Raw genomic sequence first — 21939 nt, 5'->3', positions numbered from 1 at the left:
ATACTTATACCGTATATCTGCTATACGAACTGCGAAAGCACAAGTACTAGTGCAAAAGCAGCCACCGACAGCGCTGTTTCCATTACGGTCCAGGTTTGCAGAGTTTCCTTCACGGTGAGGCCCAGGTATTCTTTCACCAGCCAAAATCCGGCATCGTTGACGTGCGATAAAATCAGGGAGCCAGCGCCGGTGGCCAACACCATCAGCTCGGGACTGGTACCCGGCACGCGGGCTACGATTGGTACCATCAAGCCGGCCGTGGTCGTGAGCGCGACCGTGGCCGATCCTGTCGCGACCCGCACCAGCGCCGCAATGGCATAGGCAACTACCAGCGGCGACCAGTTGGCGCGCACCGCTAGGTCGGCAATGGCTTTGCCCACGCCGCTTTCGATCAAAATGGCTTTAAAGCCTCCGCCCGCCCCGATGATCAGCAGCAGGCCGGCCAGTGGAAGCAGGCTTTCGGAAGTGCTCATGAGCAACCGGCCGGCACTCATCCCGCGTGCCAGCCCCAGTACTTGATACGCCAGTAGTACGGCTAATAATAAGGCAATCACGGGGTTGCCAATAAAAATCAAAACAGATCTGACCGCCGAACCGGGGGGTAACATTAACTGCGCCGCCGTAGCCATGAGCATCAGGGCAATCGGAAACAGTACGGTCAGGAGAGTAGCCGGCAAACTTGGCAAGGGATCGCTCGTTGCGGCAGTGGTTTGCGCGGCAGCCCCCGACCACGCCGGCCCGCTGGGCTGGATGCGCTTCGCGAGCCACGCCCCTAATAAGGGTCCTGCGACTACCCCGCTCGGCAATGCCACCAGCAAACCGTACAGGATAGTTAGGCCAATGTTGGCGTGGTAAGCATCGACTGCAATAAGAGCGCCGGGGTGGGGTGGCACGAGGCCATGGGTAATCGAGAGGCCCGCCAAAACCGGAATACCGATTGCCAGCATCGACTGCCGCGACTGACGTACCACCGTCAACAAAATGGGCAACAGGAGCACCACTCCGACTTCGAAAAACACGGTGACGCCGATCAGCAGGCCCAAAAACAGCATGGCCCACGGCAGTCGGCGCTGCCCAAACAGCCGAATTAGCCAGCTAGCCAGTTGATCGGCTCCGCCCGAATCGGCCAGAACCTTCCCCAGAATCGCGCCAAGCCCCAGAATACCAGCCAGATGGCCCAGCGTAGCGCCGACGCCTGTCTCGTAGCTGCTAACCAGCTTGTTGGCTTCCATGCCGGTGGCCAAACCCAGAAAAAGGCTTGCCAGAAGGAGCGCTAAGAAGGCGTGCAAGCGCAACACGGCGACCAGCACAATTACAAGCACAATGGCTGCTGCCGCAAGCCCAATCAGGGTACTGCCACCCATAAGATTTTGGTAGTATAGAGCTGTAAGTTAGGATGTTGCTCCTTACCGCCACGTGGTAGTTGTCGAGTTTGGCAAAGAAATTTTATTTAATCGCTTGATTCGCACATGGCCTAAACGTGCCGCTCCGAAGCACTACTTGATAAGTTTCAAGGCCACAAGCCACAACGCAAAAGGACAAACACTTGCCGTCAGTTTTGCCCATAAGGGCTTCCTGAGAAAGAATACTTGGACTGCTAAGATGACGTACAGAGGCAGCAGAAAGACAAAAGCCCAAGGAATCAGAGATAAAAGCAAGCAAACCACCTCGGCAGCTATATATCGCCAAAGACGGTATGTGTCTGATTTGTAAGGCATTAAACTGGCAGCGGTTTACCAACCCGCGCCACTTGCTTCTTTCTTCTCGCTGCCATCGGGTTTGAGCAAGCGAAACTCTACGCGGCGGTTGATTTGGGCTTCGGCTTCGGAAACTTCGTCCTTCAGGGGTTGCGTACTGCCGTAGCCCATGCTGTCGATGCGGTTGGGCTTGAGTTTGCCCTTTTGCTCGATGTATTTGCGAATGGCTTCGGCCCGGTCCTGCGAAAGCACAAGGTTGTCGTCGGGGTTGCCGCTGCCATCGGTGTGGCCTGAAATGCTGAGGCGGAATGTCGGGTGATCGACCATAAACAGCGCGATCCGGTCCAGCGTGGCGTGCATCGAAGGCAAGATATTCGACTTTCCTGCGTCAAACTCTATGTTCTTGAATATTAAGGGGATGCGATAGTTAATCGAATTCGTCATCAGCTTCATCACCGTATCGCCTTTTAGCGCGAAGCTTTTTTCGACGCTGAAAAAGTCGGGGCTCTGAATCAGCATGACGTAGTGCGAGCCTTCGATCAAATCGAAGTCGAAGCTACCATCGGGACGCAAGTATTTGCTGGCTACTTCAATGCCGTTGTCGGTGTCGATGACGCTCACTATGCCGTTGAGCGGCTTGCTGCTCACCGAATCCAGCAGACTGCCTTCCACGTGCGTCGTGGCCAACGGCTGCGCTTCCATGGGCAGCGGGAAGGAGTAGAGGTCCAGGTTTTTTAAGTCTTGGGCCTCAGAGCGAGCGTAATACAGATCCTTCGACTCGCTGTCGATGGTAAAGTAATACTCTGATCCTTTGCCGTTTACCAGCGGGCCAATGTTCTTGGGCTCCTGCCAGCGGCCGTTGGCGCGGTAAGTTTTGTAGATGTCGAAATCGCCAAAATTGAGCAGTTGGCCGCGCGAGCTGAAATACAGCACGTTGTAGAGCGGGTGGTAAAAAGGACTTACCTCGCTTTCGCGGGTATTCACCACCGGGCCCATGTTTTCGGCCTTGGCCCACTGCCCGTTTTTGAGCTTGTAGGTGTACCAGATGTCCGACAAGCCGAAGCCGCCCAAGCGATCGGAGGCGAAGTAAAGTGTATCTTCGGTGCGCGACAATGTAGGCTGCGAATCCCAGGCGTTGGAATTGACAGTTGTTCCCAGGCTCTTGGGCACCGACCACTGGCCGTCTTTCAGCGACGAGACAAATAAGTCGCAGTTGCCGTGGCAATCGGGGCATTCGCACCGTGCGAAGTAGATGGTTTTGCCATCTTTGGTGATGCACGCCGAGCCTTCGTTGTAGGTGCTGTTGATGGGCTTGGGCAGCGGCTCGGCATCGGTCCAATAGTCGCCTTCTTTGCGGGAAGTGTACAGGTCTTCATCAATGACGCTGTTGATGCCGCGCATCTTGCGCTTCGAGGAAAAGATAAACAAGCCCGCTTCCGAGTTCAGCGTGGGGCCGTAGTCTTCAGCTTTGGAATTGATGGCCGTGCCCATGCTGGTGTACACCCCTTTGGGCGGGTGAAATGTAGCAATGCCCTTGCGGTATTCAACCAAGTCATAGTACGTCTTGAGGGGCACGTACAGATCCGCTTCCTTCTGCTCGAGCGAGTCGTAGTAAAGCTGAATTTTGCGTACGTCGCGTCGGCGGTGCTTGAGGGCCAGTCGATAGTAAGCTTTGGCTTTTTCTTCGTTGCCGGCGCGGTCCCAGAGCTGACCTAAGTGCCACAGTAACTGCGTGTCACGCGCAAAGTTGGCAATACCAAACTTGCTCACGTAGGCTTCGAGCAGGTTGCGGGCCTGTACCCAGCTGCGGCGCTTTTCGGCGCGCTGAATTTCCTTTAGCTCTTTTTTATTCTGGTAGTAAGCAACGTGGTTGATGTTGGGGAAAGTAGGCGTGCCATCGTTACGGACCCGCAGCGTACGTCTGGCCTTAGCAGGCAACGGTCGAGGCCGAACCGGCGTATTGCCGGATTGTTGAGCTAGCGCCACACTGCCGCCTACAACCCAGATCAGCAGCAACAGAAAACAAAAAAAGCGGGGCATAATGAATTTTAGCGCGACTGCCGCCCCAAGTAGGCGCAGTAAAAGTCAAAAATAGGAATTTTTTGATGCCTTCTAATGTCCTAATGTCTGCCGGAGTGGCCGATAGATGTGTCTCCTTGTCGGAGCAAGGAGCTGTTTCTAGCGGCTGTAACTTCATGGCACACCGCTTGACAAAACCGTATCTTCGGAAGATCGCTGTTCCAGAGGCCCCCTCTACTGCGGTGGGTATGCCAATCTGGCACCGGCTTTCCATTACCCCGAACACAACCCATGAGTCAAGACCGTAATTCGCCAACATCCTTTCTTTCTCCTTTTATGCTGATGGCGGATGATCCGGCTGAGATGGTATCTATTGTAGCCGCTGATCCTGACCAGTTGCTATCGGAGCAGGACGCGCCGGACACGCTGCCTTTGTTGCCTGTGCGCAACACAGTTCTGTTTCCGGGAGTCGTGCTGCCCGTTACCGTCACGCGCAAGAAGAGTATTCGTTTGGTGCGCAAGGCGTACCGCGGCAATAAAATAGTAGGTGTTGTAGCGCAGAAGAATACCAGCAGCGACGATCCTACGCTGGCCGATCTGTTTGAGGTGGGCACTATGGCGCGCATCCTGAAGCTGCTGGTGCTGCCCGACGGCAATACCACCATCATCATTCAGGGCCAGAGCCGCTTCAAGATTGAAGAGGAAAAGCAAGCCACGCCGTACCTGACGGCGCGGGTGAGCTATTTTCCCGAAGCTTTCCCAAATAAAAATTCTAAAGAAGTGAAGGCTCTGGTAGCGTCGTTGAAAGATGCCGCCGCCAAGATGCTGAAACTCAACCCCGAGATTCCGCAGGAAGCGCAGGTGGCGCTCGAAAACATCGACTCGCCCGCTTTCCTGACGCACTTCCTCTCCTCCAACATCAACGTGGAAGTGGGTGTGAAGCAAAAGCTGCTCGAAATTAACGACGGCGTGGAGCGCGGCACGAAGCTGCTGGAACTCATGCTGAAGGAAATTCAGCTGCTTGAGATCAAGCGCGAAATCCAAACCAAGGTCCACACCGACATCGACCAGCAGCAGCGCGATTACTTCCTGCGGCAACAGATCAAGGTGTTGCAGGATGAACTCGGTTTCGACGGTCCCGATCAGGAGGTGGAGAAACTGCGCCTACGCGCCAAAGCCAAAAAGTGGCCCGAAGCCGTAGCCAAGCATTTCGATAAAGAGCTCGACAAGCTCAGCCGCGTCAACCCGGCCGCAGCCGAATACCCGGTGAGCGTCAATTACGTGGAGTTTCTCCTGGACTTGCCTTGGGCCGAATACACCAAGGACAACTTCAACCTGAAGCGCACCAAGAAAATACTGGACACCGACCACTACGGGTTGGAAAAAGTAAAGGAGCGCATCATCGAATACTTGGCGGTTCTGAAGCTGAAGCAGGACATGAAGGCGCCCATTCTGTGCCTGTATGGCCCGCCCGGCGTTGGCAAAACATCGCTGGGGCGCTCTATAGCTAAGTCCTTGGGTCGCAAGTATGTACGCATGTCGCTGGGCGGCGTGCGCGACGAAGCCGAGATCCGGGGCCACCGCAAAACGTACGTGGGCGCAATGCCTGGCCGCATCATTTCGCAGATCAAAAAAGCCGGCGCTTCTAATCCGGTCATTATTCTGGACGAGATCGATAAGGTAGGTTCCGACTTCCGCGGCGATCCGTCGTCGGCGTTGCTGGAGGTGCTCGATCCCGAGCAAAACTCCACGTTCACCGATAACTACTTGGAGGTGGAGTACGATCTGTCGAAAGTGCTTTTCATTGCCACTGCTAACTCGCTCGATACCATTCATCCGGCCCTGCGCGACCGCATGGAAATCATCGACCTGACGGGTTACACGCTGGAAGAAAAAACCCAGATCGCCAAGAAGCACCTCTGGCCCAAATTGCTCACGGAGCACGGCCTGACGCTCAAAGATGTAAACATCACGACCACTGCCTTGCAACGCGTCATTGATGATTACACGCGCGAATCGGGCGTACGTAGCCTCGAGCGCAAGCTGGGCGGCGTTGTGCGCAACGTGGCCAAGAGCAAAGCGCTGAAAGAAAAGTTTCCGGAAACGCTGGAGCCCAAGGACATATCGCGCATTCTGGGCGCCGCTATTTTCGACCGCGATCAGTACCAGGATAACGAAACTGCCGGCGTCGTAACGGGCTTAGCCTGGACTTCGGTAGGCGGTGATATCTTGTTCATTGAGAGCCTGTTAATTCGCGGGCGAGGCAAGCTGACCTTGTCTGGACAACTGGGCGATGTGATGAAAGAATCGGCGATTACGGCGTTGTCGTACCTGCGCAGCCGCGCCGAGGAGCTGAACATCGACTATCGCCTTTTCGACCAATACGACCTGCACATTCACTTTCCCGAAGGTGCTGTACCCAAAGACGGTCCTTCGGCGGGCATTGCCATTTTCACGAGCATTGCGTCGGTCTTCACGCAGCGCAAGATCCGTTCGCACTTGGCCATGACCGGTGAAATCACCTTGCGCGGCAAAGTCTTGCCAGTGGGCGGCATCAAGGAAAAGATTCTGGCAGCTAAGCGTGCTGGTGTGCGCGACGTGATTCTGTGCGTGAAAAACCGCAAAGACATCCAGGAAATCCCGGCTGAATACCTCAAAGACTTGAACATTCACTACGCCGACCGCGTGGATGACGTGCTGAAAGTGGCGCTGCTGGATGAGTTGGTGGCCAACCCCCTAAAGCTGGTGGTGCGCGACGAACCCGTGCCCGCTTTGACAGGGCCAAGCGTGGAAGTATCATGATGTAGCGGACTCTTTATCCACAACCTATTGACAATCAATGGGTTGTGGATAAAGAGCTTTTAGCCTTTTTTAGAAGCTACAAAATCAGGTTCTGGGCGCCTTCCCATCACACTTCCGACTTATCTTGAGACGATGATTCGACTGCTACGGGGCCGCTTTCTGGGTGTCATGGTCGCCGGGGGCATGGGGATGCTGGCAACTCGCACGGCGCAAGGGCAAATAGGGGGGCAACAGGCCTTTCCCTTTCTGAACCTGCCGACGAGTGCCAAACTAGCCGGAGTGGGCGGAGTGAATGTTTCGTCGCGCGACGCCGACCCGACCATGCTGTACGGCAATCCGGCGCTGCTAAACGCTGACATGGATGGCCGGTTGGCGCTTGGCTACGTCGACTACTTGGCTGATATCAAGCAGAGTACGGCTGCATACGTGTTCAATACACAGCATGCAGGCCGTTTCGGCGTGGCCCTGACCTATCTGAACTACGGCAAGTTTGAGCAGTTCGACGCGGCGGGCAATAGTTTAGGCGATTTCTCGGTGAACGAGTACGCGGCGAGCGTATCGGATGCCTATACGGCCGGCAACTTTACGTTGGCTGGCACCCTGAAGCTGGCCGTTTCGGGCATTGCAGGCAATCATTCGGTGGCTACTCTGGCCGATGTGGGCGCCTTGTTCAAGCACCCGGAGAAAGATTTTACAGTTGGACTGGTGGTGCGCAATGCTGGTTACCAACTGAAGCCGTATACTGGCTCTCAGCGAGAGCCGATGCCGTTGGATGTGCAGTTGGGCGCTTCCATCAAGCCCGAGCACATGCCGTTGCGGTTTTCCCTGACCGCGCATCATTTGCAGCAGCTCGACATCGTGTACCTCGATCCCAATCAACGCGGCCAGCTCGACGAAAACGGCAATGAGATTAAGCCCAAAAAGACGTTAGGCGATCAAATTGCCCGCCATTTTGTGGTCGGTGCCGAGCTTATTCTGAGTAAAAATCTAAATGTAAGGGTGGGGTATAACCACTTGCAGCGCCGAGAGTTGCGCTTGGAGAATGCCTCGGGCGGCGCCGGTTTGAGTTTTGGGATGATGCTGCAAATCAGTCAGTTTCAGCTTGATTATACCCGGGCTTATTACCACGCTTCGGGAGCCGCCAACTACTTTACCATCGCCCGTAACCTCGATTCTTTGTTTAAAAAGAAAGAAATATAACTAATTGATAATCAATCGTTTAATCTAAATTGATTTTTGATCTTTCATCGTTGACTCATCTGTCTATTACCGTTTTCCAACTGGGTCGTTCATCACCGGCGTCGGCCACAGGAAACGAATTCTACTCAGCGGCTGAACAAAAACTACAGCGCCAGACAACGGTTTGCGTTACACCATTATCTGTTCTTTCAGGTAAGCGGGCTTCCCCATTCGCTTGCCTTAACTTCATCATCCTACCACAATGCTGGATTCTGCTAGCTTTCTGACCCCGGCCCAAATCGTGGCCGAACTCGACAAATACATTATTGGCCAGCACGATGCCAAGCGCCACGTAGCTATTGCCTTGCGCAACCGCTGGCGTCGGCTGCACGCACCGGCCGACATGCAGCGCGAAATCGTGCCCAACAATATCTTGATGATTGGCTCCACGGGCGTCGGTAAAACCGAAATCGCGCGCCGACTGGCCAGCATTTCCGGGGCGCCCTTCACCAAGGTAGAAGCGTCTAAGTTCACGGAAGTCGGCTACGTGGGCCGCGACGTCGAGAGCATGGTGCGCGACCTTGTAGAGCAGTCGGTAAACATGGTGCGGCAGCGCCGTAAGGACGAAGTGAAAGTGCAAGCGGCGCAAATTGTGGAAGACATCATCCTGGATGCCCTGATTCCGCCAGTTTCCAGTGGCGTTGCTGCCAGCCCAAAGCCCTCAATCGGTTACGGCGGTGGGAGCGAGGCTTCCATGCCCGAAAGCGATTACGAACTGAATGAGCGCACGCGCGAGAAATTCCGCCAGAAGATTCGGAACGGCGAGTTGGAAGATCGCAAAATCGACATCAAGATTCAGCAGAATAACACGCCCGGCATAGGCGTAGTAGGCGGCCCAGCGGGCCTGGACGAAGCTTCGCTTTCGGGTTTGCAGGACATGTTGGGCAGCATGCTGCCGAAGAAAACTCGCAAGCGCAAAGTGACCATCGCCGAAGCCCGCAAGATTCTGCTCGACGAGGAAGCCGCCAAGCTCATCGACATGGACGAGGTGAAAGACGAAGCCATTCGGCAAGCCGAGAATGCCGGCATCATCTTCATCGACGAAATCGATAAGGTAGCCAGCCGCGGCGGCAAAGGCGGAGGCGGCCCCGATGTGAGCCGCGAAGGCGTGCAGCGTGACCTGTTGCCCATTGTGGAGGGCAGCGCCGTAAGCACTAAATACGGCATCATCAACACCGACCACATCTTGTTTATTGCCGCCGGCGCTTTCCACGTAGCCAAGCCCAGCGACCTGATTCCGGAGCTGCAAGGGCGCTTCCCCATTCGGGTCGAGCTTCAGAGCCTGACCAAAGAAGATTTCTTCCGCATCCTCAAAGACCCTAAAAACGCCCTAACCAAGCAGTACGAAGCCTTGCTCAAGGCCGAGGACGTAGAGCTTTCGTTTGATGACGCAGCACTGGAGCGAGTGGCTGAAATTGCCTCGGAGGTGAACGAAGAAGTAGAAAACATCGGCGCCCGGCGCCTGCACACGGTTATGAGTCGCTTGCTCAACGACATTCTGTTCGATGTGCCCGACGTTATCGGTGCCAATGCCCACATCCTGATCACGCGCGAACTGGTGGACGAGCGCCTGCGTGATATGGTTAAAAACCGCGACCTGTCGCAGTATATTCTGTAGCAGCTTTGGCAGCAGAGACAACCAAACTCCTTTGGTTGTTGCGTATAAGAAAGGCGGCCCCGGTGGTCGCCTTTCTTTTTATCCTAAAGCGATGCACTATTACATCATTACAGGCGCCAGCCGCGGACTTGGCAAAGCGTTGGCCGAGAATATTTTACGTCAGCCGGATACGGTCGTGGTCGGCGTTTCGCGCCACGCTACCATCGAGCACGACCGCTACCACCACCAACCCCTAGACTTGTCCGATATCCTAGCGGTAGAGAACAACCTGCACAAGGTGTTTCCCCAAAGTCCGGATGCTGCTAGTGTCACGCTCGTTAACAATGCGGCCGTAATCGGCGAGATAGGCTATATGGGCGAGTACGGTAACGATCAGTTCAATTTTGTGTTTGACGTGAATGTAATCGCGCCAGCTATGCTAATGAACACATTCATAAGTGCTTACGGGCAACTTAAGTGTCCACGCACTATTCTCAACATCAGCAGTGGCGCTGCCCAGAGGCCCATCGATGGCTGGGCAGCCTACTGCGCTTCCAAAGCAGCCCTGGATTCTTTGTCGCAAACCGCTCAGAAAGAGCAGGATCTGCGCGGTTCGGGTATACGCATCCGCAGCTTAGCACCCGGCGTGCTCGATACGAGTATGCAGGAGCACATCCGCACGGCCGAAGCGGAAAGCTTCAGTGAGGCTTCGCGCTTTGCTGCGTTGCATGAGCAAGGCAAGCTCGTTAAGACAGAAGATGTAGCGGCTAGTATCGTGGCGTGGCTGCAAAGGGATATGTCACAATCCGAGCAAGTAGTTGTTAGGATATCCGACTTGTAACCTGTTGGTTGATAAGCATAAAAAAGCCCCGGCGTGAGCCGGGGCTTTTTCGTGGTAACTACACAAGCTGTATGTATGAATTAATACAGCGGGTTCTGGGCAATCAACCCATTGGTAAGGCTAACCTCACGCAGCGGAATTGGGAACAGATTGCGGAACGTTTGTGTGTAGGTAGGTAAAGCAGTTTGTACCGTGTTGGTACGGCGCAAATCATACCAATACACTCCTTCGTAGGCAAGCTCCAAACGACGCTGCAACAGAATGTCCTTGATCAGGTCGGTGGCTGTGGTGGCTGTGGTAGGAGCCAAGCCTGCCCGTGTCCGGATGATGTTCAGCTGCGTGGTAGCCGTGGTAAGGTCACCGGTTTGCGCAGCTGCTTCCGCAACAGTAAGCACTACCTCTGCATAGCGGATCACGTTGAATGCATCATCACGCGTAGTAGTACGGAAATACTTCCGTGTGGTGCCGGGCTGCAAAGTGTACGGTGCGCCCGATACAGTAACGGAAGTTGCAGCTGTCACTACGTTAATTGGGAGCCGGAGATCGCCAGCAGGGTGAGCTGCTGCAATAGTCGAACCTGGGTTGAACTCGTCACGACCGCCGGGCGAGGGGTACCAGTAGAAAGCGTACTGACTCTGGTCGGTATTAGAGAAGAAGATCGACCAGAGTGCATCAGGAGCCGTAGTGCCGGTGGGCGCCGTAGTAGCAAAGTTGGCAACGGCTGGCACCTGCTTGGCAAAAGTCAGCGCATCAGCATAGTTGCGCATACGAAGCTCAAAGCGAGCCCGAAGTGCCAAAGCCGAGCTTTTGGTGATGCGGTTGCCCGTTCCCGTTGCCAAGTTGGCAATTGCAAAATCTAGGTCCGACCGGATAGCAGCGGCAACTTCGGCTTCTGTAGCGCGCGGAACGAAGGCTGTCTCGGTGCCAATAGCAGTAGTAGGCGTAAGCCGTAAAGGCACCCCTAAACCACCAGTGTAACCATAACCCTGAGGAGTACCACCCCACAAAGCCAGCAAGTTCATGTAGTGGAATGCCCGCAGAGCCCGCGCCTGTGCCTGCGTAGAGAGCTTAGCAGTGAAAGTTGGATCCGTGATCTTGTCGGTCTCTTGGAGCAGGTAATTTACCCGGTTGATGGCGTTGTAGATGGTGTTCCAAGAGTTGCCGATCTGGATGTTATCGGGCAGCGCCTGGTTCTGACCTATTACCCCATAGGTAGTAGTGAAAGTACCCCGGAAGGTGATCTCTCCAGCGATCAAATCAGAGATTGTGGGGAAAGCCAAGCCATAGTAATCGGATGATTGAACGGCATCGTACGCGCCCAGCAAGCCGGCGGCAGCATCTTCTTTGGTCGTAAAGCCGGTATCGGAGCTAACGCTGTTCGATGGCTCTACATTCACTGCATCATCACACGATCCTACTGTCAGTCCTAAGCTTAAAAGCAGTGCTGAGCGGATAGCAAGCTGACGAAAATTAAATATTTGCATGATTGTATTAAAGCAACAAGGTTAGAACCCTAGCGTAACACCACCAGTGATGGTGCGGGCTTGTGGGTAAGTGAAGAAATCGGTGCCCAGCGAAGTGTTGGTGCCGCTGAAGGTGTTCACTTCAGGGTCGAGGCCCGAGTAGTTGGTGAACGTCACCAGGTTTTGTGCCTGAGCGTAGATACGCACGGTGCGTACGTGTGCCCGGCTTGCCAGCACAGCAGGTAACGTGTAACCTAACGTTACGCTTTTGAAACGTGCATACGAACCATCTTCCAAGAACCGGTCGGAGTTACGGGCGTTGGTATTGGGGTCGCCGTATACGGCACGCGGGATTTTGGTGTCCGTGTTGGTAGGAGTCCAACGATTCAGAACAACAGCATCCTGCCCGTAGGTCGTGCTCATGCCCTGGGTGTTACTAGCAGCTGAGTTATAAATCTTGTTGCCAACGCTAAACTGCAGCAGGGCGCTGAAGTCGAAGTTCATGAAGCGGAAGGTGTTAGTAAAGCCTCCGATGTACTTAGGCTGGGCGTTGCCGATAACTTCCTGGTCATCAGCCGTGATGCGGCCGTCGCCATTCAGATCCTTAAACATGATGTCACCGGGGCGTGTAGCCGTCGATTGGTAAGTGGCTGTGGTTGAACCACTTTTGACTTTAGCATTGGCGTCCAAAGCCGTAATTTCTTCCTGCGTCTGGAAGATGTGGTCTACGCGGTAGCCATAGAAAGCACCGAGTGGCTGTCCCACGAGCAGGCGGCTAGCAAAACCAGCAGCCGATCCCGTTGGGCTGGGGTCAGACAGCTTCGTTACTTTGTTACGGTTGAAGCTCAGGTTGAAGTTGCTTTCCCAGTTGAAGCCGGTTCCTTCATTGCGGAAGTTGATGGTCGTCAGGGCAAATTCGAGGCCTTTGTTTTCCATGTTGCCGATGTTGGCGCTGTAGCTTAGGAAGCCAGTGTCAGCACCAAGGCGCTGGGCCAGCAGCAGGTCATCCGTTTTGCGCTTGTAAATGTCGGCCGAAACGTAGAAGCGGTTCTGCAAGAAGCCGAAGTCCACGCCCACGTTGGTCTGGCGCGTGCGTTCCCATTTCAGGTTAGGGTTAGCCAACTGGCTCAGGGCGAGGCCGCCTTGGTCTAGGTAGTTGTAGCCGGGGCTGATCAAGCCGCGCGAGCCAAAGTTGGCAGTCGGCTGGTTACCGGTTTCGCCGTAGCTACCGCGCAGCTTCAGTTCGCTCATCACATTCTGATCCTTGAAGAATTTCTCCTCAAGCACGCGCCAGCCAGCCGAAACAGCCGGGAAGTAACCTACTTGGTTGTCGGCACCGAAGCGCGAAGACTGGTCACGACGAACCGAAGCGCCGAGCAAGTAGCGGCCTTTGTAAGAGTAATCTACTTTGGCCAGCAAGCCAAACAGCGCGTTGCCGGTTGAGCTAGAAGTAGCAGCCGTTTTGGTAGCACCAGCCGAGAGTTCGCGGATAGCGTTGCTGGGGAAGCCGGTAGTTTGAGCATACGTGTCGCTATAGGCATCACGCTGATACTCACCTACTAACAGGGCGCTCAAGCTGTGAGCTTCAGCGAATGTCTTGTTGTAAGAGAATGCGCTGATGTGGTTGTAGTTCAGATCCTGCACAGTGGCAGCAGTCGCTTCACCACGTACAGCGGCGCCCGCATTCGTCAGGGTTGAGTAGAAGCGGTTGTCACGGCCATACGTGTAATCGATGCCAAACGTAGCCCGGTATTTCAGGTTCTTGATCAGCTCGAACTCCGTGTATTGACTGCCAATCAGACGGTTGTTAGTGCTCTTGATATAAGGCTCTTTGGCCGCAGCCACTGGGTTTTCCAGCGAACCGTTCTTGTAGTAAGTGCCATCAGCGTTATAGATGGGCAGGTCAGTAGCGTACAGCCGCGAGGTCGTCAGAACGCCGTAGATGCTGTTGTCGTTGTTGATGCGGTTGTTATTGCTCTGGGTTAAGCCAATGGATGCTCCCATGCGTACCTTTTCCGACAGCTTGTTGTCCAATGTCAGGCGGGCACTGCCACGCGTAAAGCCCGAACCAACGATGGTGCCTTGCTGGTCGAAGTAGTTCAGGGCTAGGCGGTAGCGGCTGGCATCTGAACCACCCGAGAAAGTAAGCCCGTAATTGCTGATTGGGGCCGTGCGCAAAACCTTGTCGCTCCAGTCGGTATTGGTAGCCGTGGTGGGGTCTTGGAACTGAGTCAGCGGACGAATTGGGTTGCCGGCAGGGGTAACGTAAGGCACAACACCGTTTACGGGAGCACCCACATCGCCAGGACCGTAGATGTAAGCAGCCAAGTCAGCCTTGCTGCGGAATACATAGCCAAAAGCGGGATAGTTGCCGTTGGTGTTAGCAGGGTAACGGTTAGCTGCAGCGTCCAGGAACAGCTCGGTTTGCTGCTGGCCGTTCAATATATCTGGGCGCTTCCATACCGTTTGCGCACCGGTATAGTAGTCCAAGTCGATGCGGGGCTTGCCTGATTTACCGCGTTTGGTAGTGATCAGTACTACGCCGTTCGAAGCACGCGAACCGTAAATAGCTGCCGAAGCCGCATCTTTCAGTACTTCGATCGACTCAATGTCGTTAGGGTTAACGTCGTTCAGCCCGTTCGTGCCTTGGTTACCGGCGCTTAGCTGCGACGTGTTGCCTGTAGTAATCGGCAGACCGTCAACTACATACAGTGGTTCGTTGCTGGCTCCGATGGAAGCCGCGCCACGTACCCGAACCGTGATGCCCGAACCGGGAGTTCCCGAGTTCTGGATAACCTGTACGCCGGCTGCACGGCCCTGCAAGGCCTGGTCAACCCCGATAATGGGCTGGTCTTTGTAGGAGGCTGAGTTCACCGAGGCTACGGCTCCGGTTACTTCCCGACGCTCAAGCTGCTGACCGTAACCGGTTACAACAACTTCGCTAAGCTGTTTGGTATCAACTGCTAGCGTTATGTCAATACGGTTATCCGTGCCGATCTCGCGCTCGGTATTGAGGTACCCTACCGAAGTGATTTGCAGCGTGCCGCCCGAAGATGGAACGGACAGGGCAAAAGTGCCATCAGCATTGGTTGAAACCCCAGTGGTCGTGCCTTTTAATAAAACTGTAGCACCCGGCAGGCCCTCACCAGAAGTGCGATCAGTTACGCGCCCAGAGATATTCCGGGTTTGTGCCACTACCTGATGTAGTAGCGTAATCATGAGCAAGAAACCCATGAGTAAGGATTTTTTCATGCAGAAATAGGTTGGTAGAAAAACGAAAAAGAAGCTTGTGATGAATCCTAAAAATAGGTAGGAAATTTATAATGCAAGTTGTTTTTGAAAAAATACTGGATAATTACTGTCAAAATAAAGGTTAACGGATATTATATTGTGTTTTTTAAATAAATAATATAATAAAATTGCAGCAAATTTTTATCCATATCACTGTTGCGTCCAATTCGATTGGTATATAGGTGTATCGGGTTTATAAGGTCTTGTGTATCAGATTGCTACCAATTTACATCGATCTGCGAGCGTAGGGATTTAAAAGGTGTGACAGTAATATGTAGTGCCTAGTTATATAGCATAAAGGCTATGAGATGTTTATTGTTCTGATTTAAAAGCTTGATAAACACATGGTTATTGTCAGGCTGCTTTCTTAGACAATAGTTTGGTGTGCGATAATTAGCTGTATGGGTTTCGCAAGCGCAAGTATTTCGGGAGCTGAGAGAAACGGCAAGTGCGAACGACGAAATAACATGACATATGTCATTGTTTTAGAGGATATTAGTTCTGGTTTTGGAGGCAAGTTCAGCGGTACTTGGCTTCCGAAATCCTGTCGAGCTGGCAGCTGCTGTTGCATCTAAAACTACAGCTGCGAAGACGCTGGCTGCGAAGCCACTGTCGGTGATTGGGATGCTTTGCGAATGGAATACCCAATTCAGTAATACGTCTTATGAAACCTTCCTTTTTGGTGATCAGCGATCTGCTGGATGTCACGCAGCGCGCGGCAGCCTGGGCCGCTCGGCTGGCCGCCCCGGCTGGTGCTCAGTTGGTGTTGCTGCATGTTGAAACCATGCCCGTTATCGATCCTACTTCAGGCATGATGGTTACGCCGGTCATGTATCTGTCGCCCACGCAAGAGATCAATGACGCCCTCACGGAGCTGGCGCAGCAACTGCCCGTAGAAACGACGGTGGAAGTGTGGGGCGGCGTTCTGTCGGCGGTGTTGCCGGAAATGATTGCCCGATATCAACCCGAGTTGCTCGTGCTGGGGCTGAACGAGGAGCATGATGTACTGGATCGGTTGCTGCTCAACCAAGCACTGCCCTCCTTGCGCGACACGCGACTGCCGCTTCTGTTGGTGCCCGCGGCTACATCCAATCCCACCTTGCCGCACCGGGTAGCCTTAGCCGTAGACGGCGAACCTTTCCACCTAAGCAAACAATCGGAGGCGTTGAAGCCAATCCTGAGCGCTTGGGCGGCCGAGTACTCGGTGGTACACGTAGCGCGGGCCAGCTCCGCACCCGAAAAAGAGATGCGGCAGGCGCTGGCGAGTGTACAGATGAGCGGCCTGTTGCCGGCGGTGCCAAACGAATGCGCCCACGAAGTGCGGCATGCGTCGCCGGCTACTGGGGTGCTGCGCGCCGTGGCCGAAATGCAGGCCGATTTGTTGGTGCTCATTGCGCGGCCGCGCAGTTTTCTAAGCGCCCTTTTTCATCACAGCGTCACGGCGGAAGTAGCACGCCGCAGCTTGGTGCCGATGCTTGTGCTGCCTGTACTGGAAGAGCACAGTCCAATTGCCAAAACGCAGCCAAACCCGTCTGTTGATCTAAAGGCTTATTAAGTAAGTAGTTGTCTCGTGTGTAATCAATTGTAAATCAGTAATATATGCAACAATTTGAAAACCAAGTAGTTATCATTACCGGTGCCTCGTCAGGCATTGGCAAGGCAGCCGCAGTGGCTTTTGCCCAGGCCGGAGCCCACGTAGTAGTGGCCGATGTAATAGAAGAGGCCGGGCAAGCTTTGGCACAACAACTTAGCGCCTCCGGGCCGCGCAGCCTCTTTGTAGCCTGCGATGTGGCCTCCCCAGCCAGCGTGCAGCGCTTGGTGCAGCAGACGCTCAGCACGTTCGGCCGCCTCGATGTGGCCATCAACAATGCTGGGGTGGGCGGTGCCTCCGCGCTGAGCGCCGATTATCCGGACGAAGAATGGCAGCGCGTGATCGGCATCAACTTGAGCGGCGTCTGGTACTGCCAGAAATACGAGTTGCAAGCCATGGTCGCGGCGGGCCGGGGTGTCATTATTAATATGGCTTCCATCTTGGGCAAAGTGGGATTTGCGGGCGCTTCGGCTTATGTGGCGGCTAAACACGGCCTCATTGGCCTGACCGAAACGGCTGCGCTTGAATATGGTCCGCAGGGCATTCGCATTAATGCTGTGTGCCCTGGGTTCATCGAAACGCCCATGCTTACCAAAGCCGGCATCGAAGACAACCAGCAACTGCACGACCAGATTGCGGCCAAACATGCCTTGCAGCGGATGGGCAAGCCGGAAGAAATCACGGGTGCGTTGCTCTGGTTGGCCTCCGATCAGGCCTCCTTCGTGACGGGCCAAGCCATTGTGGTGGACGGAGGGTACTTGGCGCAGTAGCGAGCTGTTCCGCGCAGCCTTATTACGGCTAACGCAGTGGGCTATATTCTGAATAGGTATTTGACGATATTTACAACGTGTTGGATAATAGCTTGTTATATCAGACAGGCGCGATGACGCGCTTCGCCGGCCGCTTCTTCCGGGAGGGGTTCCGGCCGCGCTATGAGCTGGCCGAATTGCTGTATCAATGCTACGTGATTGGCTACCAATCGCTGCCCTTGGTGGGCATTACGGGCTTTATTATGGGCATTGTGCTTACGTTGCAAAGCCGGCCGACCATGGCGCAATTCGGCGCTGAATCGTGGATTCCGACCATGGTTGGCCTGACCATCATCCGCGAAATGGGCCCCATCATCACCGCCCTGATTTTTGCTGGCAAAATCGGCTCCAGCATCGGGGCAGAGCTGGGCTCGATGCGCGTAACCGAGCAGATTGACGCCATGGAAGTATCGGGCACCAATCCGTTTAAGTACTTGGTAGTCACGCGTGTACTGGCCACCACGCTTATGCTGCCCGTGCTCACGCTGCTGGCCGATGCCATCGCGCTGTACGCTTCTTACCTCGGGATCAACCTGAAGGGTGTGACGACCATCGCGCTGTTTGTCAACAACATTTTGAGCCGGCTCACCTTCGGCGATGTGTTGCCGGCCGTGATCAAGACTTTCTTCTTTGGGTTTGCCATCGGGATAATTGGCTGCTACAAAGGATATTACTCCGAGAAAGGAACCGAAGGCGTAGGCCAGGCTGCCAACTCGGCCGTGGTGGTGTCGTCGCTGGTGATCTTCATCCTCGACTTGCTGGCCGTGCAAGTGACGGGCATGCTGGGATTGAATTAAGAGGAAGACGCCGCAAGACGTGCAGGCCGACCGAATTTGGAAATCTATAAGTATTTGTCTATCAAATAGTTGTAAAGTGATATGGCAAAGCTGTTAACCTTGGGCATTATAAAAGCGGTCCATACGCTGATCTGGCTGTTTTTCAACGCCGTCATTTTTTATCTGCTCTACGCCGCCGTCAGCGGCCGAATCGGCGTGTGGGTGTGGCTCGGGTATGGCCTGATTGCGCTGGAAGGCTTGACGTTGCTGGCGTTCAACTTCTTTTGCCCGCTGACCCTGATGGCCCGGCGCTACTCCGATTCGGCCGCCGACAACTTTGATATTTATCTGCCCAACTGGCTGGCTAAGAACACCAAACGGATTTATACATCGCTGGTCCTCATCAGTGCGCTGCTCACGGTCTACCAGTTGCTGAAGCCGTAAGACTTCCGCCGGAAATATATCCAGTTTGCTCTACCCCCTGCCATCATGCTCCCCGAGACTCTCACCCAACCTGCCCCGGCGGGCGCACCCAGTGCCCGCGAAGCGGTGCTGACGGTTGCGCACGTCAGCAAGTCGTTTGGCGAAAACCACGTGTTGCAGGATTTTTCGCTTACACTACACAAGGGCGAAAATGTGGTGGTGTTGGGCAAATCGGGTTCCGGCAAGTCGGTGCTGATCAAGTGCATCATTGGGTTGCTGCCGGTTGATGCCGGCACCATCACGGTGCTGGGGCAGGATGTAGCGCTGCTCGACCACGCGGCGCTCGATCAGCTGCGCGCCAAAGTCGGCTTTCTGTTTCAGAGCAATGCCCTCTACGACTCGATGAGTGTGCGCGAAAACCTGCTTTTTCCGTTGCGCCGCCACTGGCTGGCACATCGGCGCGGTGAAGAAGCCGAATTGGTGCGGCAGGCGCTCGACGACGTTGGGCTGGCGCAAACGGCCAATATGATGCCCGCTGAGCTTTCGGGTGGCATGCGCAAGCGCATTGCGCTGGCCCGCACGCTCATTCTGCGGCCCGAAATCATTCTCTATGACGAACCCACCACGGGACTCGATCCGGTAACGGCCCGCGAAATCGACGAACTGATCCGGGAGGTGCAGCAGAAATACAACACTTCCGCCCTGATCATTTCGCACGACATGAATTGCGTGCGCCTCACAGCCGACCGCGTGGCCCTTCTTGAACAGGGCCGCTGCTACGCCGCAGGCACTTTTGCCGAGCTACAGCAGCGGCCCGATCCGGTGGTACACGAGTTTTTCGCGTGAGATGCTTCGGCCTATCGCTTCTTACTTTTTTAGACCCGCAGACCATGCCTGAACGCAACGCCAGTAACCACATCCGCCTGGGCCTGTTCGTACTGGCTGGGCTGGGTTGTCTGATCGCCATTCTCTTTCTGCTCGGGCGCAAGCAGAATCTGTTTAGCTCCTCGCTGCAAGTGCAGGCCGACTTCCGAACCGTATCGGGTTTGCTTACCGGCAACAACGTACGCTTGGGCGGCATCGACGTGGGCACCGTGCACCGCATCCAGATTCTGAACGACAGCACCGTGCGCGTGGTGATGAACCTAAACCGCGAGGTGCGGCCGTTTGTGAAGAAAAACGCCGTGGCTTCCATCGGTACCGATGGGCTGGTGGGCAACACCATCGTCAACCTAAACGCAGTGGCCGCGCCCGCGCCGCCCGTAGCGCCCGGAGATGTGCTGCGCACGTCCACGCCGCCCACCATCGATGGCATGCTTAGCACGCTCAACGTGTCGAACAAAAACCTAGTGGGCATCACGCAGGACCTGCGCCAGATTACCGGCAAGCTCAACAACAGCAAGGCCCTCTGGCAGCTCCTCGACGACCAGCAACTGGCTACCAATGCCCGCCAAAGCCTACGCCACCTAGAAGCTACTACAGCGCAGTTACAGGCGGCCGCGCGCGATGTGCAACAGCTTACCTTGGGCGTACGCCAGGGCCGCGGGCCGGCCGGCTACTTGCTCACCGACACTGCTTTTGCCGGCCAGCTTCGGCATACCACGCGGCAGCTGGCGGGCGCCTCCGATACGCTGGCCAGTACCTTGGCTGGCTTGCAGCACCAGGTGCAAACCGAGGCGGGGCCGCTCAATACATTACTCACCGATACGGTCTTCAGCCGGCAGCTACGCCAGAGCATGCGCCACGTCGAGCAGGGCACGGCCGGTTTCAGCCGCAGCATGGATGCTTTGCAACATAATTTCTTGCTGCGCGGCTACTTTCGTCGTCAGCAAAAACAACAAGCGCGCGCCGCCGAATCAGTGGGCAGGTAAGATAACTTATTGCTAAATAATATTTTACAATATCGTGGCTGCTCTGGTGCCGAACAACTGGCGCCGCAAAAGCGCATCCCGACCATACACATCGGCGTAAAAGCGCGGCTTGCCACCCACAACGGCACACGTGGCATACCGAACGTGCAGCGGCAGCGGGCGCTTCAGGTAAAAGGTGCGCGAGCGAGGATTGGCTTCGCATTCGCCGTCTTTGGGCAATGCGGCCCGGGTGCTGTCGGGGCCCAGCAGATAGGCCGCCAGCCGCATCGGGCGCTCCACGTGCATACATCCTTCGGCCAGCGCCCGGTACGTGCGCTCAAAATCTTTGGGTTCGGAGGTGTCGCTGATGTAGAGCCCGTAGGGGTTGGCAAATCGGAACACAATGTTACCCAGCAAGTTACCGCACCCCGGCTTTTGGCGAATGGCATAAGTAAAATTCTGCTCCGTAACCTGTAGCCAGTTGATGGTGCTGGGGTCCAGCTCCCGACCCTGCGCATCGTACAGGGCGTAGTTGTTGTCGGCTAGAAAATCGTGCTCCGAAGGAAATTTCGCGTTCTCCTGCAAATAGGGCAGGATTTGCTGCACGGCAACGCTGCGCGGCACCCGCCACTCAGGTGCCACCGTGAAAGACGCAAGCCGGCTGCTGAACGTAGGCGTGGGCGTGCTGGCGCGCCCAATAAGCAGGCGGTGTGTGTACACGACCCGGCCCCGCCGCACCACCTCCAGGCGGTAGGCAGGCAGGTTTACTACTATATAATCGGAATCGGGAATGGCAACCCAGCGCCAGCGCTCTAGGGTCAGGGCCATTTGCTGCTCTTGTCGCCGATGGGCCACCGGGTCAGGTCCTGCGGGTTGCTGTCGCCAGTTGGCCAGTGCTTGCTGCAACTGTTGGTACTCGCGGTGCTGAGGTTGGCAGCGCAACAAGGCCGTCGCGAAGTCGGGGGCCATGAGTGCCCGTGCTACCCACGCCGCAGGCTCAAACGGCGCTTCGGGTTGCTCCAAGGGCGACGGGGTGAAGGCGTAGAGCTGGCCCCGGCGCAGGTGCCGCGCAAACCGCAGCACGCCGTCGGTGAGCAGCACTTCGAAGCGCGCCTGCTGCGCTACGTGGCGCGCCGGCGGCGAGGGCAACGCCAGCGAATCGGCTAAGGCCTGGAGCGCCGAGGCCTGGTAGCGACGAGGTTGCAGGCCGAAGTCTTCGGCCCGCGTCAGCAATGCCAACGCCGCCCGGCCTATTGTGCCGATTTCCAGGCCTGCGCTCCAGGCTGGCTGGTAATTGCGCAGCGCATAAAATGACTGATCGCCCTGCAATTCGGCCAGCGGCACGCGGCGCGGCGGCTTGTCGGCCGTGTCGAGCAACAGCAACTGAATATGGGCCGGCAACGAATTGGGCTTGGTTTGGAGCGGCCTTACACGGCCTTGGCCACCCGCAGGGCGCTCGGGTAGCGTAGCAAATGCAGTAGTCAGGAAGGCGACGAGCAACACGCACATTATCAAGCGCATAACCAAATAACGAATAAGGT

At 55.5% G+C, this 21939-nt stretch carries 15 protein-coding genes; 10 read left to right on the top strand and 5 right to left on the bottom strand.

The genetic code is table 11. The features are described from left to right. Positions 1–20 precede the first annotated feature (20 nt). Together H9I52_RS12795 and H9I52_RS12790 are read right to left on the bottom strand one after the other, a co-directional pair. A complete protein-coding gene (locus H9I52_RS12795) occupies positions 21–1364 on the bottom strand; it encodes a gluconate:H+ symporter (protein WP_187454197.1) in 1344 nt (447 codons plus the stop codon). Positions 1365–1733: 369 nt separating this feature from the next. Further along, entirely contained in the window at positions 1734–3737 is a 2004-nt protein-coding gene (locus H9I52_RS12790; protein ID WP_262386066.1) for an OmpA family protein, read from the bottom strand. A 270-nt stretch (positions 3738–4007) separates the two neighbouring features. Here H9I52_RS12790 and lon point away from each other — a divergent pair, with 270 nt between their 5' ends. From lon to H9I52_RS12770, 4 genes are all read left to right on the top strand, one after another. After that, entirely contained in the window at positions 4008–6518 is a 2511-nt protein-coding gene (lon, locus tag H9I52_RS12785; protein ID WP_410403030.1) for an endopeptidase La, read from the top strand. A 132-nt stretch (positions 6519–6650) separates the two neighbouring features. Next, a complete protein-coding gene (gene porQ, locus H9I52_RS12780) occupies positions 6651–7718 on the top strand; it encodes a type IX secretion system protein PorQ (protein WP_262386065.1) in 1068 nt (355 codons plus the stop codon). 241 nt (positions 7719–7959) lie between these two features. Further along, positions 7960–9375 (top strand): ATP-dependent protease ATPase subunit HslU, encoded by a 1416-nt coding sequence (gene hslU, locus H9I52_RS12775; RefSeq protein ID WP_187454196.1) that lies wholly within the window; start codon positions 7960–7962, stop codon positions 9373–9375. A 91-nt stretch (positions 9376–9466) separates the two neighbouring features. Further along, a complete protein-coding gene (locus H9I52_RS12770; RefSeq protein WP_187454195.1) occupies positions 9467–10195 on the top strand; it encodes an SDR family NAD(P)-dependent oxidoreductase in 729 nt (242 codons plus the stop codon). An 80-nt stretch (positions 10196–10275) separates the two neighbouring features. Here the strand turns inward: H9I52_RS12770 and H9I52_RS12765 are convergent, their stop codons facing one another. Both H9I52_RS12765 and H9I52_RS12760 read right to left on the bottom strand, forming a co-directional pair. Next, positions 10276–11592 (bottom strand): RagB/SusD family nutrient uptake outer membrane protein, encoded by a 1317-nt coding sequence (locus H9I52_RS12765; protein WP_187454194.1) that lies wholly within the window; start codon positions 11590–11592, stop codon positions 10276–10278. A 108-nt stretch (positions 11593–11700) separates the two neighbouring features. After that, positions 11701–14910: a SusC/RagA family TonB-linked outer membrane protein gene (locus tag H9I52_RS12760; RefSeq protein WP_187454193.1), complete on the bottom strand. Its 3210-nt coding sequence runs from the start codon at positions 14908–14910 to the stop codon at positions 11701–11703. Between the two features lie 703 nt (positions 14911–15613). Here H9I52_RS12760 and H9I52_RS12755 point away from each other — a divergent pair. The 6 genes from H9I52_RS12755 (at position 15614) to H9I52_RS12730 (ending at position 20419) form a co-directional block, all read left to right on the top strand. Then, positions 15614–16504: a universal stress protein gene (locus H9I52_RS12755; RefSeq protein ID WP_187454192.1), complete on the top strand. Its 891-nt coding sequence runs from the start codon at positions 15614–15616 to the stop codon at positions 16502–16504. Between the two features lie 44 nt (positions 16505–16548). Then, positions 16549–17310 carry an SDR family NAD(P)-dependent oxidoreductase gene (locus H9I52_RS12750; RefSeq protein WP_187454191.1) on the top strand — a complete coding sequence of 254 codons (762 nt, stop codon included), beginning with the start codon at positions 16549–16551 and terminating at the stop codon, positions 17308–17310. Positions 17311–17423: 113 nt separating this feature from the next. Further along, positions 17424–18146 carry an MlaE family ABC transporter permease gene (locus tag H9I52_RS12745; RefSeq protein ID WP_187454190.1) on the top strand — a complete coding sequence of 241 codons (723 nt, stop codon included), beginning with the start codon at positions 17424–17426 and terminating at the stop codon, positions 18144–18146. An 81-nt stretch (positions 18147–18227) separates the two neighbouring features. Continuing rightward, positions 18228–18569, top strand: a complete 342-nt coding sequence (locus H9I52_RS12740; protein ID WP_187454189.1) for a hypothetical protein — start codon at positions 18228–18230, stop codon at positions 18567–18569. A 45-nt stretch (positions 18570–18614) separates the two neighbouring features. After that, positions 18615–19394, top strand: coding sequence for an ABC transporter ATP-binding protein (locus H9I52_RS12735; RefSeq protein WP_187454188.1), 780 nt, complete (start codon positions 18615–18617; stop codon positions 19392–19394). Between the two features lie 44 nt (positions 19395–19438). Further along, a complete protein-coding gene (locus H9I52_RS12730) occupies positions 19439–20419 on the top strand; it encodes an MlaD family protein (protein ID WP_187454187.1) in 981 nt (326 codons plus the stop codon). A 24-nt stretch (positions 20420–20443) separates the two neighbouring features. Here H9I52_RS12730 and H9I52_RS12725 read toward each other — a convergent pair whose 3' ends face one another. After that, on the bottom strand, positions 20444–21919 hold the full coding sequence (locus H9I52_RS12725; protein WP_187454186.1) for a L,D-transpeptidase family protein: 1476 nt from the start codon (positions 21917–21919) through the stop codon (positions 20444–20446). Positions 21920–21939: the final 20 nt, after the last annotated feature.

It is taken from the genome of Hymenobacter sp. BT491 (assembly GCF_014349165.1).
In the GTDB taxonomy this organism is placed as follows: Bacteria; Bacteroidota; Bacteroidia; order Cytophagales; family Hymenobacteraceae; genus Hymenobacter; species Hymenobacter jejuensis.
This window is presented reverse-complemented; position numbering and strand designations above follow the sequence as displayed.